The organism is Streptomyces albiflavescens (assembly GCF_014645835.1).
Lineage (GTDB): Bacteria > Actinomycetota > Actinomycetes > Streptomycetales > Streptomycetaceae > Streptomyces > Streptomyces albiflavescens.
On the sequence record NZ_BMMM01000034.1, the window covers coordinates 40290 to 57570 of the forward strand.

Sequence of the window (17281 nt, forward strand, 5' to 3'; positions counted from 1 at the left end):
TCCATGTCGACTCTGATGCGCGCTCCGCGTGAATGCGGTTCCTGGTTCTGGGACCTCGACGAAGTGGCCGCCCCTGGCCTGGAATCCGCGCTGGCGATGGCGGCGAGAATGTCAGAGATCCTTAGAAAGCATGAGCTCCTGACACCGCACAGGTTCGAATACGACTGGTATGTGCTCGACTCCGGTGGCATCGACATCACGACGAGTCTGGCGTTGACCGTTCCGCTTGGGGACCCTCGTCTCCCGCAACGAGTTCTCGACAGTCGGCCCTCGGGCTTCCCGAACGCCGAGGTCGATGACATTCACATCGTAGGGTCGGGGACCTGGATCGACGCCGAAGGAAACAGTCATCGCGAGCCTCGGCTGGTCGACCTGTCGGTCTCCCCCGCCCCTGTGGGCCTATCTGCCGAGCTTGCCGTCCACCACGACATCTGGGGCTGGTTCGACTTCGCGGGCCGACCCCACCCGGATGTGCACCAACACAATGCTCCGCGGCTCGCAGCGGCTTTGCAGGACCTCAATTCAATGCTGGGGGTGAAGGGCGAACCAGGTGAAGTCACATACTTCGGGTTCGCGACAGAACTCGGTATCGGGACTCCCGACGCGCTCGACGACGGTTCCGGCCCCGACGTTACGGACAAGCTCTGAATGAAGACACGATCCATGCCGACGAAGGTTCCCCGGCCTCCGTATGAGGGCAGCGCCGACCCGGTGCAGCACCTGCAATGGGCCAATGAGGACACTCTCAAGAACATCGCCGACCTTGAGGAGTACCCGAACAGCTTCGGCATGGCCTTCAGTCGCGCCCTGAGCACCGCCCAACTCCACTGCTGCTACGACCCCAGCGCGAACAAGAGCGAGACCTGGGAGGCATGGGTCGCGGCCATGCAGGTCGGCTCCGCGCTCTTCGCCTCGGCGACCGCGCCCGAAGGGACGACGGTCGAGTGCATGATCGCCCACAAGAAGCGGACGATTCCCGCGTGTGGGGTGAAGCACTTCGTGGACGCCGGAACGTGGCTGGAAGCGTTCTGGCTGGCGGTCATCTGCCGTGACCAGGCACGGATGACACAGCTCTGCAACGTCCCGATCGAGTTGCTGCGCGCCTCGGGTGCGGTGTTCGAGGAGTACATCTACCACTGGGTGGACGCGCTCCAGACCTACTGGCTGGAGCGCCCCGGCCTCGGCGAGAAGCTCGTCGCCGCGTTCGACGGGACCGACCCTGACACGCTCCGGTTCATCGACCGCGAGATGATGCTCAAGGTTCTGTATCCGCCGCTCAACCTCTTCTACCGGTTCATCAGCCAGGACCCGGTCAAGTTCAACGAGGCACTCGTGCAGGCCGTCCAACTCCACAAGGAGTACTGGACGGCGGACGAGGAGCGCGAGAGCCTCACCGGCGATGTTGCGCTCGCCCCGCTGGCCATCGCATGCCTCGCCTACGACGCGGGACGTCCCATCGAGGTGGAATCGGAGTACCTCCCCGAGAACCTGCTCGACCGCAGCTGGCTCGGCGAGTTCGAGACGTGACATGACCGCTCAGGAGTACGACAGCCAACTGCTGGAGTCGGTGTCGGTGCGGCGTCGGCGGCTCCGGGATGCCCTGCTGTTCGGGGCGCAGCGGCAGCGGCGGTCGGTGGATGAGCGGCTGGGCAAGGTGTTCGCCGGGGTGGTGATCGCGGCCGTGTTGTGTGCCGGGTGTGTGGGGTGGTCGTTCGTGTCGCATCGAGTGATCGGGAAGAGCCCGTACGGGGGATCTGTGCAGCCCTCGTCGGGGCCTTCCACGCAGCCTTCTTCGGCCTCCGTGACTCCTTCTTCTCGATGATAGGTTCGAACGCGTGATATCTGCGGGGGCCGTGAGTCGTACGGCGACGAACGGGCGTACGGCGTTGAGCCGGGTCACTCTGGTCGGTGAACGGCGGCGAGTCGACCTCGTACTGCCGTCCCGGGAGCCGATCGGGCTGCTGCTGCCAGAGGTCCTGCGGCTGCTGGACGATCGGGTGGCATCCCGCCCCGAGCTGCGGCATCTCGTAACTGCGGAGGGTTCTGCGCTCGCGCACGACAGCACGCTGGAGTCGGCTGGTGTCCCGGACGGCGCAGTGCTGAGGTTGGTGCGGGCGGAGGATGCGCCCTCGGCGCCCGTCGTGCATGACGTCACCGACGAGGTGGCCGAGGATCTGGACGTACGCGCCTGGCGGTGGCGGCCTGCCTCGCGGCGGATCGTGGCCGGGCTGGCGACCATTGGATGGGCGGCCGTCGCTGGGCTCTTTGCCCGGGCCGAGTACGCGCACGCGGCCGTCGCCGGGGTGCTCCTCGCCGTCGCCGCGGTGTCGGCGCTCGCTGCGGCTCTGCTCGGGCGCGCGAAGCAGCGTGGTCTGGCCGCCACCCTGATCGCCACCGCGGGTGTCCTGGGCGTGCTCGGCGCGTGGACGCTGGCCGATGCGCATGCCTGGTCGGCTGTGATGCGGCTGACGGGCGCGGCCGTGGCTGTCGTTGTGACGCTCGTACTGCTCGGCTGGTTCACGCCCTTGGGGCGCGGCGGGCTGGTCGGTGCCGCGGCCGTGACCGGCTGTGTCCTGTGTTGGCAGGCGGCCTTGGCGCTGCAGTCGGGTGCGGGGACCGCGGATGAACAGGCCCGCGCAGGGGCGCTGCTCGCGGTCGTCTCGGTGGTGGTGCTGGGTGTGCTGCCGCGGATGGCGCTGATGGCCTCGGGGTTGTCCGGTCTGGACGACCGGCGCTCAAGTGGGGTCTCGGTGAGCAGGTACCAGGTGTCGATGGCTCTCGCCGCCACGCATCGCGGGCTGGCGCTCGCCACCATCACCATGGCTGTTTCGGCGGCAGCAGCGGGGGTGCTCGCACTGAGGTCGCCCTCGGTGTGGACGGTCCTGCTCGCCGCCTTCACGGCCGTGGTACTCGCGCTGCGGGCGCGGGCGTTCCCGCTGGTCGCCGAGGTCGTGGTGCTCCTGATGGCAGCGGCGATCCTGGCTGTGTGGTTGATCTCGGTGTGGCTGGAGCGTTCCACCGCGGCGGGACCGCTGGCCGCGCTCGCCGCGCTCGCGGTGGTGCCGTTGGTCGTGCTTGTGGCACAGCCGGCTGAGCATGTACGCGTACGGCTGAGGCGCGCGGGGGACGCACTCGAGTCCGTCGGTGTGATCACCCTTTTCCCACTCCTCCTTGGGGTGTTCGGCGTGTACGGGCGACTGCTCGACACCTTCGTCTAGGGGGCGGACTTGGCACAGGGAGGGGACTGGCAGCGGGACGTGTTGCGGGAGTTGGGGCAGTCCGATGGCCCGGGCCGCCCGGCGGAGCCCTCGCTGCGACTCGTACACCCCACTCCTCCCACCGATCCGCGTGTCGGCCTTGCGAGCGCGGTATCAGGGCAGCATCCGGATCCTCCGGCACGGCCCTCAGAACCCGCCCCCGATCCGCAGCCCCCGGTGCGCGCTCCGCGAGACCCTCGTGTCCCCATGCCCACCCCGGAGTCCGTTTCCACGGTCGACCCACGCCTCGCCCGCGCTCTGGGACGTCCCCAGCATGGTGACTCCTTGGCGCAGCGCACCGGCCGCTCGATACGCAGGCTCACTGCGTCGGCCGCGCAGGACGTGACCGAACTGACGCGAATCGCCCGGGAGTTGCAGCAGCCGGTCACCACGGGACGGGTGATCGCGGTGACCTCGATTAGGGGCGGGGTGGGCAAGTCAACCGTCTCCGCCCTGCTGGGCCGCACCTTCAACCACTACCGGCACGATCCGGTGCTCTCGCTGGAGGCCGATGCCGCGCTCGGCACCCTCCCCGTGCGGATGGGAGCGGAGTCGGTGCGCTGGTCGTGTGCCGACCTGGCGCGAATTCTCACCCCGTCGATGCAGCTCACCGATGTCACCGGCTATTTGGTGCCGGTGACCGACGGCGGCTGGCTGCTGCCCGCAAGCCAGGGCCGCGTCGGCGCACCCATGGACGTCCGCACCTACCGCACAGTGACGCTGGCACTGCGGCGCTATTTCGCGGTGACAGTGGTGGACTGCGAGTCCCTGCCGGGCGAGGTCGCGCGTACGGCGATGGACACCGCCCATGCACGGGTGGTCGTGGCTCCGACGACCGCCGAGGGCGTGAACGGCACGCGCCAGGTCCTGGACTGGCTGGCTCAGCTGCCCCACTCGGCCCTGGCCTCGACCGTGGTCGCCCTGACCGCCAACTCGCCCGACCTGGTCCTGGATGTGAAGGCAGCCATCGCGCATCTGCGAGAGACGGGAGTCACCGTCGTGCCCCTCCCCTACGACCGTCATCTGGCTGGAGGCGGCCCCATACGCACCGACATGCTCGGCGAGGCCACTCGCGACGCCACGGTCCGGCTCGCCGCGGAGGCGATGCAGCGTGCGGTGAGGGTGCGATGACAACGAGCCAGGCTTCAGGACCCGTACCAGAAAGGGTCCGTCCGTGACCCAGCACCTCATCCACCGGCCCGCGCGCTCCACCCGCCCCCTCGGCCCCGCCGAACCGCGCACGATCGAGCCGCCGCCGAACCTACCCGAGGGGAAGATCGGCAACGCGGCGACCGCGCTGCTGCCGATGGCCGGGGTCATGGGCTCAGTCGTGATGATGACCGTCATCCGCAACAGCCAGTTCGCAGCGCTCGGCGCGATCGTCCTCGTCTTCGCGCTGCTCGGCGCGGTGGCGCTGTTCCTGTCCCAGCGCGGCAAGGCGCAGCGCACCCGGCGCACCCAGCGTGAGCGGTACCTCGAATACCTGGAGGAGCTGCGTGAGGAACTCGGCACGGGTGAGCGGGAGCGGCGCCGGCAGGCGCAGCTGCTCAATCCGCCACCCGAGGCGCTGTACGACCTGGTGCGCGATCCGGCGCGGTTGTGGGAACGGCGGCGTCAGGACGCGGACTTCCTGCGGGTGCGGGTCGGCACCGGAGACGTACCGGTGCAGGAACTGGTGGTAGGCCAAAACAGTGCGGGTGGGGTGCTGACCCCGCCGGACCCGTTCATGCTCAACGAGGCCCTCGCCCTGCAGAACAGGTTCACTACGGCGACGGACTTCCCGCTCACCGTGCCCCTGGACCGGGCGGGCAACGTCAGCATCGTCGGCGACCGCGAGGGCGTGCTGCGGGTCGCCCGCGCGCTGCTGATCCAGACTGCCGTCACGCACGCGCCGGACGACGTGGCCCTCGCGCTCGGTGCACCCGGCGAGCAGTTGGCCCAGTGGGAGTGGGCCAAGTGGCTGCCCCACGTGCTCGATCCCATCGATCACGACGGTCCGGTGGCCGCCCGCCGGATCGCCCCGAGCCTGGCTCAGCTGGCCACGCTGTGCCGTGATGATCTGCGGCAGCGTGCCTCGTACGCGGCGGAGGTACGGCGCGGGCTGTCCGACCGGGGCGCGCTGCGGATGACCGCCCGACTGCTGGTCGTCAACGACGCGTACGGCGAGACGGCGGCCGAGCTGCCCCGCCCGGACACGACAGTCGACCTGCCCGACATGGGCGCCACGGTGCTGCATCTGCTGGAGCAGCAGGTGCACGAGCCCGACCAGGTCAGCGTCCGCATCACGGTCGACGGCGACCGGGTCACCGTTGAAGACCTGCGGGAGCCATCGGTGCTCGCGCACGGTACGTCGGACGCCGTCGGCACGGCGGGCGCGGAAGGGCTCGCCCGGATGCTGGCCCCGCTCACGTTGTCGGCTGAGTCCGCGGCCGAGGGCACCCCCGTCTCCGGACCAGTGGATTTCCCCGGCCTGCTGGGCGTCGAAGACCCTGCGGCGCTCGACATCAAGAGGCTGTGGGCGCCGCGCAATGAGCGCGATTTCCTGCGCGTACCCATCGGCTTGACGGACCGTCATGCGTCAGTACTGCTGGACCTCAAAGAGTCCTCCGAACTCGGCATGGGCCCGCACGGGCTGTGCGTGGGCGCCACCGGCTCCGGCAAGAGTGAACTGCTACGCACCCTCGTCCTCGCCCTCACCGCCACCCACTCCCCCGAGGACCTGGCCCTGGTCCTGGTCGACTACAAGGGCGGCGCCACCTTCGCCCCCTTCACCGAACTCCCGCACGTGGCCGGGGTGATCACCAACCTGGAGAACCAGGCCGGACTCGTCGAACGTGTCCACAGCAGCCTCGCCGGCGAGGTAAAACGCCGACAACAGGCCCTCAAGGACGCAGGCAACATCGCCGACATCGGCCACTACGCCGCCCTACGCGCCACCGACAGCCCCGACCTCGAACCCCTGCCGCACCTGTTCGTCGTCATCGACGAGTTCGGCGAACTGATCACCGCCAAACCGGACTTCATCGACCTGTTCCTGTCCATCGGCCGCATCGGCCGCTCCATCGGCGTCCACCTGCTGCTCTCCAGCCAGCGCATCGAGGGCGGCAAACTCAAGGGCCTGGACACCTACCTTTCCTACCGGCTGGGCCTGCGCACCTTCTCCGCCGACGAGTCGCGCACCGTGCTGGACACCACCGACGCCTTCCACCTGCCGCCGCTGCCGGGCTTCGGCTATCTGAAGGTCGACACCTCCACGTACGAACGCTTCAAGGCCGGGTACGTCTCCGGCGTCTACCGCGGCCCAGCCCTGCGCGAGAACCAGGGCGACGAACTGCTCGCCTGGCCGTATCCGACGTACAACACGCCCGACGGCCCGTCGGGCGAGACCATGGAGGAACTCGCCGCCACCAAGCGCGAGACCGGACCGACGGTCATGTCAGTCATGGTGGGCCAACTCGCCACCGCAGCCCCGCCGGTGCGCCGCATCTGGCTGCCGCCACTGCCGGACGCCGTCACCCTCGACACCGCGGCCGGGCCGGTCCAGGTTTCCGAGCGCGGGCTGCATCTCGCCCGCCGGGCGGGCGCAATGCGCGTACCGCTCGGCGTGCTCGACGATCCGGCCACGCAGTGGCAGGGCCAGTGGCTGCTGGACCTGACCGTCGCCGGCGGCCACACCGCCATCATCGGCGGCCCGCAGTCCGGCAAGACCACCCTGCTACGCACCCTCACCCTCTCCCTGGCCCTCACCCACACCCCGTACGACGTCGCCGTCTACGGCCTGGACCTGGTCGGCGGCGGACTGTCCGCCCTCACGGGACTGCCGCACGTCGGCGGCATCGCCGGACGCGCCGACCACGAGCGGGCCGCGCGCACCGTCGCCGAAGTGCGCACCATGCTCGCCGAGCGCGAGGAACTCTTCCGCGTGTACGGCATCGACTCCGTCGACCAGCTGCGCCACCTGCGCGGCCAGGGCAAGCTCCCACAGCTCGGCTCCACCGACATCGTGCTGATCGTCGACGGATTCGGCGCACTGCGCGACGAGTTCGCCGAACTCGACGACGCCGTGGCCGACCTGCTCAAGCGCGGCGGCGGATACGGCATCCACGTCATCGCCGGAATGCTGCGCTGGAACGACGTCCGCATCGCCACCCAGTCGATGTTCGGCACGCGCGTCGAACTGCGCCTCAACGACCCCGCCGACTCATCCATCGACCGCAAGCTGTCCGAGACGCTCTCCGCCGACATCCCGGGCCGGGTCCTGACCGACTCAAAGCTGTTCGCACAGGTGGCGCTGCCGCGTATCGACGCTTCGCCGTCCACGGGCGACCTCGGCCCGGCGCTGGAGGAGGCTGCGGGAACGATCCGCGCCAACTGGCACGGTGAACTAGCGACGCCCGTCCGCGTGTTGCCGACCCGACTGTCCCCGGCGCAGCTGCCCTCCCTGGCCGCCGAACCCAAGGCGATCCCCATCGGCGTCGACCAGGACGCCCTCGCGCCGGTCCTGCTGAACCTCTTCGAAAGCGACCAACATCTACTGATTCTTGGCGACAACGAGTGCGGCAAGACGAACCTGCTCAAGCTCATCGCCACCCAACTCACCGATCGCCACTCGGACGAGGAGCTGGTCTTCGGCGTCTTCGACCCGCGCCGCGGCCTGCGCGGCGTTGTCCCGGAGCCGTACCGCGGCGGCTACGCCCACAACGCCAAGCTCGCCGCTGCGCTGGCCACCGGCATCGCGACCGAACTGGACAAGCGCCTGCCCGAGACGGCAGACCCCGACGCGGCCGCCGCGGAACCCTCGTTCACCGGACCGCGGATCGTGATCCTCGTCGACGACTACGACATCCTCACCACCGCCGGCCAGCAGCCCCTGGCCCCCTTCCTGCCGTACATCTCCTCAGCCCAGGACATCGGCCTGCACTTCGTCATCGCCCGGCGCACCGCCGGATCCTCCCGCGCCCTGTACGAACCCCTGCTGACCACCCTGCGCGAGACCGGCACCACCGCCCTCCTCATGACCGGCGACCGCACCGAGGGCCAGCTCTTCCCCGGCCTGTACGCCACCGCACAACCGCCCGGCCGCGGCACCCTCGTCCGCCGCGGCCGCCACCACCAGCTCATCCAGACCGCCCTTTCCGACGAAGCAAACGAAAAGACTGAGCAGTAGTGACCAAGGACGTCATCGCCCTCACCCCCAAGATGCCCGACACCTGGGCCCTCCTGGCCGGGCTGTACGCCGGCGGACCCGGGGTGGACATCTCGGCGGCGGCAGACGGCGCTGTCATCCAGCTGTGCGGGCCAGGCGGACGCCCCCTGGTGTCCGTCGAGGCTCCGGTTCTCGTGCAGGTGCCGGGCGAGGCCCGCCGTCTCCTCGGCCACGATGTGCCCGTACCGTTCTGGTGGACCGAGGCCCGCGCCTCCACCGCGGTTCCCGAGGCCGAGCGCCTCGCCGGATCAGTCTGCGGACGCCTCAACACGCTGCTGGGCGGCACGACGTGGCCGCCGGGGGCGGCCACCACCGAGGTCGTCGACGTTTCCGCCGTTCCCGCACCCGGCACGGGGCAACCCGCCGTTGACGTGCTAACCGACAGCACCGCCGTGGTCCTGGTCGATCGGCCCGTGGTCGCCCTGACCTCCTGGCTCTCGGACGTCCTGCGCGCCACGTCCGCGGCGGGCCGCGCCCTGCAGATCGTCACCCCGCCCCACGTACGACTGAGCCTGCCCGCCCGCACTACACTGGCCACGGCCCCCAACCGGTGGGTCGTGCAGGACCCTGCCTGCGGCTACTACGACGGTCTCTCCGGTGCCGTACTGCGCTGGCAGAACGGCACCTTCGCGCCCGTCCTCACGGCAGATGGCAAGGCGGCGGTGGCCGCCAGGTTTACCGACGTCACCCCAACCACCGAACGCCAACTCCTCCTCGCCTTCCGCACCCTGCACCGCGCGGACGAGCATCTGGCCCTCGGCCGTGCGCTGGAGACAGCCTGGAAGGCCCTGACAGGAGCCTCACCCGCAGGATGGGGCGCAGCTGAGCCCGTCAACCTGCCTTGGTCCCCACGCCAGTTGACCGACCTCGCCCGCGACCGAGCTCCTCAGCCGACGCACGTGATCACAGTCGGCCACCCCGACCGCCCGGCGATCGCCACAATGCGCGTGACCCGCACGGCGACCGGCGTGGAGGAGGACATCAAACTCACCCTCGGCTACGGCGAGAACGAAACCCCGCCACTCGAAGCGATCGAACCCCTCGCCGAGACGCTGGTCACCGACCACAGCCTCGCCACGATGCTCGCGTCCCTGCGCCTGGCCAGCCGCGACCTCACCACGCCCTCGCATCTGGAAGCGCCGCCCATCCCCCACTCCTTCACCCTGGGTCCCGACGACGTACGCGACATCGGCCTCGCCCACGCCCGCCGGCCACCCATCAACGTCCGGCCAGCTCAACTGGGCACCGAGGTCAAGCCCGCGTTGCTCTACCCCCTCGGTGACGGGACCAGCCCCGAAGCCTGGACCACGCTTCAGCAACTCGCAGCCCACCTCAAAGCCGCTCCAGGAACAGCAGACTGACGGATCCGGTCGATCTGGGTCATCGCTGAACTGAGGGCAACCCATCCACACCGAAGCCGTCGGCACAACCAACGCAGGAGATGAAATGCGCAAGGCTGCAACCATGACCGTCGCTTCGGTGATGGCCGGGCTCGTCCTCACCGGCTGCGGGACCGGCGACGGCAACCAGCCCAACCCGAAGAAGAGCGGAGCGAGCGCCGACTCTGGTCAGAAGAAGCAGAGTTCGAGCCCGTCCTCCAAACGCTCCGTGATCGACAGGGCAACCGGCTCCTGGGAGACCATCATCACAACACCGTCCGACGACACCCTTAAGACCCTGACCGTCTCGGACGGCAACGTCACGGCCAAGGGCAGCAAGCTCGATTGCACCGGCACGCTCAAGCCTGGAAAGACAGACGGTAGGGAGACACCGACCCTGACCTTGGCGTGCAAGAGCGGCAGCGACGGCGGGCGAGGCAAAGGCACCCTCCACATGATGGGCGAGGATGCCCTCGCCCTTGACTGGAAGGGCCCCGAAGGCGGCTGGGGTGGCCCCGTCGACAGCTTCCGCAGAACCAGCAACTGAAGCATTCAGCACCACCCCCGCCCCGTTCCAGGGATCTCGCCGCGTAGCCACCCACTCGGCGGGAGCGATCAACACCATCCAAGATCGCCCCTCTGGGGCACATCGCCCAGGCCGCGGGCGTGAACCGTCCGGGCCGGTTCGCCGGCTCCGTCACCTTCTCCAGTGACGACGGTTCCCGAGCCCCGGCACGCGAACCAGAAGCCGATTGTGGGCTCCCGCCATGCTGATCATTGAATACCGGGGCGAAGCCGCGAACTTGAAGGTACTCGAACGGGAAATCGAGGCGGATCAACACCTCGCCGGAAGATGTTCCCTCGCCCTTACGCCCCTGCGTCAGGAAAGGCGCGATGCCCTACGTCACGCACACTGGGCGGAGATCTCCATTTCCGTCGCCTCCAGACAGACTGGCAACAAACGCGCTCTACGACGCTCTGCGGGCGTTGGTGGAGCGGGCGCGTGACCGTGGACCCGTGGAGGAGGTGAGCCCTCGGCCGGAAGGCAGCAGCGGCGAGGACACGGAAGACCCTGCGGCGAACCGGTGACCGTCCACTCTCCGCGCCTGCGGAACTCGAGCGGCGCCGAGTTGAACCTGCGCAGCCAGATCCTCTTCCAGGACCCGGCCCTGCGCCTGCCGAGAATGTCATCCGTGCAGGCCAGGGCGCTTGTGTGACGGTGCGGCAGGATGAGCGCTCGTGTTGCTTCGTCTCGCGTACTTGGCTGTCACCAACGCTTTCGCTGCCGTGCGGCTGCTGCCGATGAGCGACCGGGACAAGGATGCGGAGATTCTCGTTCTGCGCCACCAAGTCATGGTTCTCGAGCGGCAACTCGGTGCGGACAAGGTGAAGTTCGGCCCGGAGGACCGTGCTTTCCTCGCCGCTCTGCTGGCGCCGCTGCCTCGGGAGGTCTTGCGCCGACTGCGACTGTTGGTCAAGCCGGACACCGTGCTGCGATGGCACCGCGACCTGATCAAGCGCCGCCATGCCCGCTCCTGCCGGCCCGGGCGGCCACCCACCGTCCGCTCGATCCGCATCCTGATCCTGCGCCTGGTCCGGGAGAACCCATCGTGGGGCTACCGCAGAGTGCACGGGGAACTCGCCACTCTCGGCATCAAAGTTGCCGCTTCCACCGTCTGGGAGATCCTCAAAGCCGAGGGGATCGACCCCGCGCCCGATCGTGGCGCCACCAGATGGGCCGACTTCCTTCATTCTCAGGCTGACGCGCTGCTGGCATGCGACTTCATCAAGACGGTCACTCTGACAGGTCGGCGCCAGTACATCTTGGCGGTCATCGAGCACGCTACGCCACGCGCCGCGTCCGGATCCTTGGCATCACCGCGCACCCGACTGCGAACTGGTTCGCCCAGGCCGCACGAAACCTGGTCATGGACCTGGAGGACGCCGGAGCCACCGTCAGCTACCTGATCCGGGACCGGGACGCGAAGTTCCCAACCCTCTTCGACCAGATCCTGGGCAATGCGGGTATCCACGTCGTGCTCACCGGGGTCCGTATGCCGCGGATGAACTCCCTGATGGAGCGTTGGGTGCAGACCTGCCGCCACGAACTCCTGGACCGCACGTTGATCTGGAATGAGCCGCACCTGCGCTACGCGCTGCGCGAGTTCGAGCGGCATCACAATGCGCACCGGCCCCATCAAGCGATGCACCAGGCGGCGCCCCTGTGCGCGGTCCCCGAACCGATCACCGATCCCGAACGAGTGACCCGTCTGGACGTACGCCGGAACGACCGGATCGGTGGAGTGATCCACGAGTATCGGCATGCGGCCTGACCTGGTCGGATGAGGTATTCGGCAGGCGCACTGCGCCGAGCCCGCTACCGCGGCCTCGTGAAGACCCGCCTCGACCACACCACCAGCGCCACCGCCCTCATCCGACTAGCAGCCTGGCGGAACGGCCACCCCCTCGACCGCACCAACCTGGTTCTGTCGGTAGTTGGTGACGTCAGTTGTTCGTGAAAGCTGACGGCACCAGGTGATGGCCCAGAAAGATGTTCGCGAATTCTGACGTCACCATCGGGGTTGCGGTGTCAAGCTGGATGTGCTCAGTAAAGGAGCACCCCCGATGCCGCCTGGCCAGTCGAAGGTCGAGTTGTACGCCGCGCTGCGGCGCGACTCCCGCGATGGCATGTCGAACCGGGCGTTGCAGTGCAAGTACGGCGTCACCTGGAGCAACGGTCAACAAGGCCCTGACCTCGGCTTGGCCGCAGCCACGCACGACAACCGCTTCGGCGCGGCCGTCGAAGCTGGATCCGTTCACGCTGCTGATCGACGAGATCCTGCTCATTGATCTGGACGCGACCAGGAAACAGCGCCACACCGTCACCCCGGATCTACCGCCGTCTGATCGAGGAGCACTCCTCGTCCGAGGCGTTGCGTTGACCACTTGAACCCGCACCGATGAGAGGGCGCAAGCGTCCTGCGAGCAACCGCGCGGTCCGGCCAGGGACTGAGAGTCCGGTGTTTATACCTTGCTCGCGACCACCATGTAGTTCTCGGCCTCAAGATCGAACGTGCTCAGTTCCGTCTGGAGTCCGACCCGGTGCAGCTCGACTTCGAGTTCCTCGTACCGGTAGGGCCAGCAGGACAGCAGTTCCGAGCGGACAAGAACCAACCCGGTCGCATCAACTTGCGCGATCGCAATCTCGATGTGGTGCTCCTCCTCCCAATGCGGCGCAATCTCCCAGCGGTAGACCACGACGGCATCGCGACCGTTCCGGCGGACGAGTCGGTCACTGATCTCCAGCCGGGAACCTCTGGCCCTCACGAGTTCCCAAGTGCGGGATGTGAGTACCAAGCGCCCGCCGGGGCGCAGAAGCCGTGACATCGACTCCAGAGCAGCACCCCTGCCTGTCGCGCCCGTGGCATGGTGAAGCGAGTTGCCAACGCAGAACACCATGTCGAACGTGTTGTCCTGGAAATGGTCGGGCAACTCTTCCCAGTTCGCCCGTACGGCCCGGACGGATGCCCCGAACTCCTCAGACAACTCTGCAGTCCGACGAACCATCGCCTCGCTGGCGTCAGTTGCGACAACCTGCATGCCACGACCGGCGAGGCCAACCGCCAACTGTCCGGTTCCGCACGAACAGTCGAGGACGTGAGCGTTCGACGGCAGGAGATTGAGGACGTCGTCGAACGACGCAGCGAACTCGGCTGGAGGCAACTTTGCATCCGAGATGAGCCATTCGTACACCTCGGCAAGCACGTCATAACCTGTCACAACCACTACCTCCGTCACGCGGCAGACTCACGGTAGGACGTCAGTCCATCAGCGGAGCAAGCCGGGCACCAATGGTTTTCGCAAGGATGGCTCTGACGGTGTTTGTGGGTTGTCAGTTGTCCGTCTGAGTGGATGTCACCGGCTGGTTAGCTGGGAAGTTGTTCGTGAGAAGTAGTGTCACTCGCGGGGTTGCGGTGGCAAGGTGAATGTGCTCAGTGAAGGAGCACCGCCGATGCCGCCTGGTCAGTCGAAGGTCGAGTTGTATGCCGCGCTGCGGCGTGACGCTCGCGAGGGCATGTCGAACCGGGCGCTGGAGCGCAAGTACCGGGTGGGCTGGCGGACTGTTCAGAAGGCGCTGAGTTCGGCGTGGCCGCAACCTCGGGAACCGTACGCGCCTCGCCGTTCCAAGCTGGATCCGTTCAAGCCGGTGATCGACCAGATGCTGCTGGCTGATCTGGATGCGCCGAGGAAGCAGCGTCACACGGTGGTCCGGATCTATCGCCGGTTGATCAACGAGCACGCGATGGACGACGTGTCCTACCAGGTCGTGCGCGCCTACGTCGCCAAGCGGAAGCCGGAGATTCGGGTCGAGGCCGGCCGTGGCCCGGCGCAGGTGTTCATCGAGCAGTCGCACCTGGCCGGCGCCGAAGCCGAGGTCGACTTCGGCGAGGTCGCGGTCCGTTTGCGGGGCGAGCTGGTGAAGTGCCATTTGTTCTGCCTGCGGTTGTCGTTCTCCGGGAAGGCGGTGCACCGGGTGTTCGCCTCCGGCGGTCAGGAGGCGTTCTTCGAGGGCCACGAGCACGCTTTCAGAGTGCTGGGCGGCGTGCCGTTCGGCAAGATCCGGTATGACAACCTGAAGGCCGCGGTCGCGTCGGTGCTCGGCTTCACGCGGCGCCGGGTCGAGACCGACCGGTGGACCGCATTTCGGTCCCACTACGGCATCGAGCCGTTCTACTGCACGCCGGGAATCGAGGGCGCCCACGAGAAAGGCGGCGTCGAGGGCCAGATCGGCTGGTTTCGCCGCAACCACTTCGTTCCCGTCCCCGAGATCGACTCGCTGGCGCACTTGAACATGCTGATCGACGAGTGGGATCTGGCCGACGAGGCCCGGCGGATCGGGACCCGTCCCCGCACGATCGGCGAGCTGTTCGCCGTCGAACGGCCGTCGTTGAAGCCGTTGCCCGTCGAGACGTTCGAGACCGGCCGCTGGTTCACCCCACGGGTCGACCGGTTCTCCCAGATCACCGTCCGCACCAGCCGTTACTCGGTCCCGACCCGGTTCATCGGCCGCCAGGTCCGGGTCTTGCTGCACGCCTCCGAGCTCGTGGTGTTCGACGGCCGCACCGAGATCGCCCAGCACGAACGGCTGCTGACCAAGAGCGGATCACGGCTCGAGCTCGATCACTATCTCGAAGCGCTGCTGCGCAAACCGGGCGCGCTGCCCGGCGCCACGGTCCTCGAACAGGCCCGGGCCGCGGGCAAGTTCACCCCGATCCACGAAGCCTGGTGGACGGCCGCCTGCAACGCCCACGGCGACACCGCCGGCACCCGCGCTCTGATCGAGGTTCTGCTGCTGCACCGGCACATGCAGCACGACCACGTCGTCGCCGGCCTGGCCGCCGCGCTCCAGGTCGGAGCGCTCACCGCGGACGCGGCCGCGCTGGAAGCCCGCCGCATCGCCGACAACGACGAACCGACCTCGGCCAAGCCACGACGCCGAGCCACTACCGAGGCAGACCGGGCCGTCGCAGCGACCGTCACCTCGCTGACCCAGCGGCGCCTGGTGCAACTGCCCAAAGACACCCGCCCCATGCCTGACGTGTCGATCTACGACCAGCTGCTTCCCAGCCGGCGAGCCGCCGTGGCCGCCGCTGGGCGCGCGCCGGCCCCGAGACCTACCCAGAAGCCGAGCAGGAAGAAGCCGCCGCCATGAGCCCTCGCCGCCGGATGAGTGAACAAGCCGCCGAAGCCGCCGTCGACCAGGCAAGCCGGGTCCTGCGACTGCCCACGATCCGCAACCAGTTTCCCGACCTGGCGGCCAAGGCCGGCAACGACCAGATGTCCTACCTGGTGTTCCTGGCCGAACTGCTGCTGGCCGAGTGCGACGACCGCGCCAGGCGCCGCTCCGAACGCCGGATCAAGGCCGCCCAGTTCCCCCGGGAGAAATCGCTGCGCGAGTTCGACTTCGATGCCAATCCGAACATCGACTCCGCCGTTGTCGGCTCGCTGGCCACCTGCGAGTGGGTGAAGAAGGGCCTGCCGCTCTGCCTGATCGGTGACTCCGGCACCGGCAAGTCTCACCTGCTCATCGCGCTCGGCACCGAAGCCGCGATGGCAGGTTTCCGGGTGAAATACACCCTGGCATCGAAGCTGGCCAACGAGCTGGTCGAGGCCGCCGACGAGAAGATCCTGACCAAGACCATCGCCCGCTACGGCCGCGTCGACCTTGTCCCGCGTGAAAACCCGAGTTCGGGCCCCTGATCAGGGCGTTTCGCTGCGGGACGGTGGTGGACCGGGGCATGATCGAGATCCATGCAGTGGTCATGGATCTATCTGCTGACGCGCAGGTCGCTGGAGCTGGCGGGCCTGCGGCTGCTGGGCAACACTGCCAAGGACGGCGAACTGCTGGTGCTGCGGCACCAGCTCGCTGTACTCCAACGCCAGCTCGGTAAACCGAAGTTGGAACCGGCCGACCGGGTCCTGCTGGCGGCCCTGTCGCGTCTGCTGCCCAGACAGAGCTGGAGCAGCTTCTTCGTCACCCCAGCGACGCTGCTGCGCTGGCACCGAGAGCTGATCGCCGGCAAGTGGACCTACCCCCACAAGAGCCCCGGTCGGCCGCCGATACCGGAGGAGACGCGGGAGCTGATCCTGCGCCTCGCGCGGGAGAACCCGCTGTGGGGACACCGTAGAGTGCAGGGAGAGCTGGCCCGGTTGGGCATCACGGTCTGCGCCGCCACCGTCCGGTCAGTACTGCGGCAGGGCAACATTCCGCCCGCGCCCCAGCGGGCTCACGACACCTGGGCCTCCTTCCTACGCGCCCAGGCTTCCGGACTGCTGGCCTGCGACTTCTTCCATGTGGATACCGCGTTCTGCCGGCGGCTGTACGTGCTGTTCGTCATGGAGGTCGCAACGCGCCGAGTGCACGTCCTCGGCATCAGCGCGCACCCGAACCGGGGCTGGGTGACCCAGCAGGTGAGGAACTTGATGATGGACCTCGAAGACCGGGTGGACCGGTTCCGGTTCTTCCTACGCGACCGGGATGGGAAGTTCTCCGGTGCCTTCGACGCCGTGCTCGCCGACGCGGGCGTGCAGGTGCTACTTTCCCCGCCGAGATCGCCGAAGGCAAACGCCTTCGCGGAACGCTGGGTCGGCACCGTCCGCCGCGAGTGCACCGACCGCATCCTCATCATGAACGAACGGCACCTGCGCGCCGTCCTGAACACCTACACCGACCACTACAACCGTCACCGCCCCCACCAATCCCTCCACCAACGACCTCCCCAAGCAGCGGAGACCGGCCAGACGGCACCTGTCACCCCCTTCGGAGGCCGCGTCCGCCGCACTCAACTACTCGGCGGCCTCATCAACGAGTACCAGCAAGCAGCCTGACGGCAGGCAGACAAACGGCCTGATCAGCAGCCCGAACCAGGGTTTTCACG

General features: G+C 68.1%; 13 protein-coding genes and 2 pseudogenes. 14 read left to right on the plus strand and 1 reads right to left on the minus strand.

What is annotated here, in order from left to right; all coding sequences use genetic code 11:
• Positions 1 to 3 precede the first annotated feature (3 nt).
• From IEY95_RS47555 to IEY95_RS47600, 11 genes and pseudogenes are all read left to right on the plus strand, one after another.
• Positions 4 to 648, plus strand: coding sequence for a hypothetical protein (locus IEY95_RS47555; protein WP_189192576.1), 645 nt, complete (start codon positions 4 to 6; stop codon positions 646 to 648).
• A gap of 15 nt (positions 649 to 663) precedes the next feature.
• Entirely contained in the window at positions 664 to 1527 is an 864-nt protein-coding gene (locus IEY95_RS47560; protein ID WP_189192577.1) for an immunity 49 family protein, read from the plus strand.
• Between the two features lies 1 nt (position 1528).
• Positions 1529 to 1822 (plus strand): hypothetical protein, encoded by a 294-nt coding sequence (locus IEY95_RS50010; protein WP_229703847.1) that lies wholly within the window; start codon positions 1529 to 1531, stop codon positions 1820 to 1822.
• Positions 1823 to 1835: 13 nt separating this feature from the next.
• On the plus strand, positions 1836 to 3218 hold the full coding sequence (gene eccD / locus IEY95_RS47565; RefSeq protein WP_229703848.1) for a type VII secretion integral membrane protein EccD: 1383 nt from the start codon (positions 1836 to 1838) through the stop codon (positions 3216 to 3218).
• A gap of 246 nt (positions 3219 to 3464) precedes the next feature.
• Positions 3465 to 4388, plus strand: a complete 924-nt coding sequence (locus tag IEY95_RS47570; protein WP_229703849.1) for a CpaE/TadZ family protein — start codon at positions 3465 to 3467, stop codon at positions 4386 to 4388.
• A 43-nt stretch (positions 4389 to 4431) separates the two neighbouring features.
• A complete protein-coding gene (gene eccCa, locus IEY95_RS47575) occupies positions 4432 to 8424 on the plus strand; it encodes a type VII secretion protein EccCa (RefSeq protein ID WP_189192579.1) in 3993 nt (1330 codons plus the stop codon).
• Positions 8424 to 9824, plus strand: coding sequence for a DUF6177 family protein (locus IEY95_RS47580; RefSeq protein WP_189192580.1), 1401 nt, complete (start codon positions 8424 to 8426; stop codon positions 9822 to 9824). Before eccCa ends, IEY95_RS47580 begins: the two co-directional genes overlap by 1 nt.
• An 85-nt stretch (positions 9825 to 9909) precedes the next feature.
• Positions 9910 to 10389: a hypothetical protein gene (locus IEY95_RS47585; protein WP_189192581.1), complete on the plus strand. Its 480-nt coding sequence runs from the start codon at positions 9910 to 9912 to the stop codon at positions 10387 to 10389.
• A 692-nt stretch (positions 10390 to 11081) separates the two neighbouring features.
• A pseudogene (locus IEY95_RS47590) lies at positions 11082 to 12175 on the plus strand (integrase core domain-containing protein).
• 9 nt (positions 12176 to 12184) lie between these two features.
• The gene (locus IEY95_RS47595) at positions 12185 to 12361 is read left to right on the plus strand and encodes a hypothetical protein (protein WP_189192582.1); all 177 of its coding nucleotides are present in this window, start codon (positions 12185 to 12187) and stop codon (positions 12359 to 12361) included.
• Positions 12362 to 12467: 106 nt separating this feature from the next.
• A complete protein-coding gene (locus tag IEY95_RS47600) occupies positions 12468 to 12692 on the plus strand; it encodes a hypothetical protein (RefSeq protein WP_189192583.1) in 225 nt (74 codons plus the stop codon).
• Positions 12693 to 12866: 174 nt separating this feature from the next.
• Here the strand turns inward: IEY95_RS47600 and IEY95_RS47605 are convergent, their stop codons facing one another.
• On the minus strand, positions 12867 to 13622 hold the full coding sequence (locus IEY95_RS47605) for a class I SAM-dependent methyltransferase (protein WP_055628205.1): 756 nt from the start codon (positions 13620 to 13622) through the stop codon (positions 12867 to 12869).
• Between the two features lie 232 nt (positions 13623 to 13854).
• On the opposite strand from IEY95_RS47605, the gene istA reads away from it, so the two are divergent.
• The 3 genes and pseudogenes from istA (at position 13855) to IEY95_RS47620 (ending at position 17231) form a co-directional block, all read left to right on the plus strand.
• On the plus strand, positions 13855 to 15555 hold the full coding sequence (istA, locus tag IEY95_RS47610) for an IS21 family transposase (RefSeq protein ID WP_229703850.1): 1701 nt from the start codon (positions 13855 to 13857) through the stop codon (positions 15553 to 15555).
• Positions 15552 to 16073: pseudogene (locus IEY95_RS47615) on the plus strand (ATP-binding protein); the annotation flags it as partial. The gene istA and the pseudogene IEY95_RS47615, both read left to right, overlap by 4 nt.
• Positions 16074 to 16154: 81 nt before the next feature.
• Entirely contained in the window at positions 16155 to 17231 is a 1077-nt protein-coding gene (locus tag IEY95_RS47620; protein ID WP_189192584.1) for an integrase core domain-containing protein, read from the plus strand.
• Positions 17232 to 17281 lie beyond the last annotated feature (50 nt).

Excerpts from the sequence above, each read along its gene's own strand:
- IEY95_RS47595 (WP_189192582.1), top strand. The coding sequence starts at position 12,185 with ATGAGGTATTCGGCAGGCGCACTGCGCCGAGCCCGCTACCGCGGCCTC.
- IEY95_RS47600 (WP_189192583.1), top strand. The coding sequence starts at position 12,468 with ATGCCGCCTGGCCAGTCGAAGGTCGAGTTGTACGCCGCGCTGCGGCGC.
- IEY95_RS50010 (WP_229703847.1), top strand. The coding sequence starts at position 1,529 with ATGACCGCTCAGGAGTACGACAGCCAACTGCTGGAGTCGGTGTCGGTG.
- IEY95_RS47555 (WP_189192576.1), top strand. The coding sequence starts at position 4 with ATGTCGACTCTGATGCGCGCTCCGCGTGAATGCGGTTCCTGGTTCTGG.
- IEY95_RS47560 (WP_189192577.1), top strand. The coding sequence starts at position 664 with ATGCCGACGAAGGTTCCCCGGCCTCCGTATGAGGGCAGCGCCGACCCG.
- istA (WP_229703850.1), top strand. The coding sequence starts at position 13,855 with ATGCCGCCTGGTCAGTCGAAGGTCGAGTTGTATGCCGCGCTGCGGCGT.
- IEY95_RS47570 (WP_229703849.1), top strand. The coding sequence starts at position 3,465 with ATGCCCACCCCGGAGTCCGTTTCCACGGTCGACCCACGCCTCGCCCGC.
- IEY95_RS47620 (WP_189192584.1), top strand. The coding sequence starts at position 16,155 with ATGCAGTGGTCATGGATCTATCTGCTGACGCGCAGGTCGCTGGAGCTG.
- IEY95_RS47585 (WP_189192581.1), top strand. The coding sequence starts at position 9,910 with ATGCGCAAGGCTGCAACCATGACCGTCGCTTCGGTGATGGCCGGGCTC.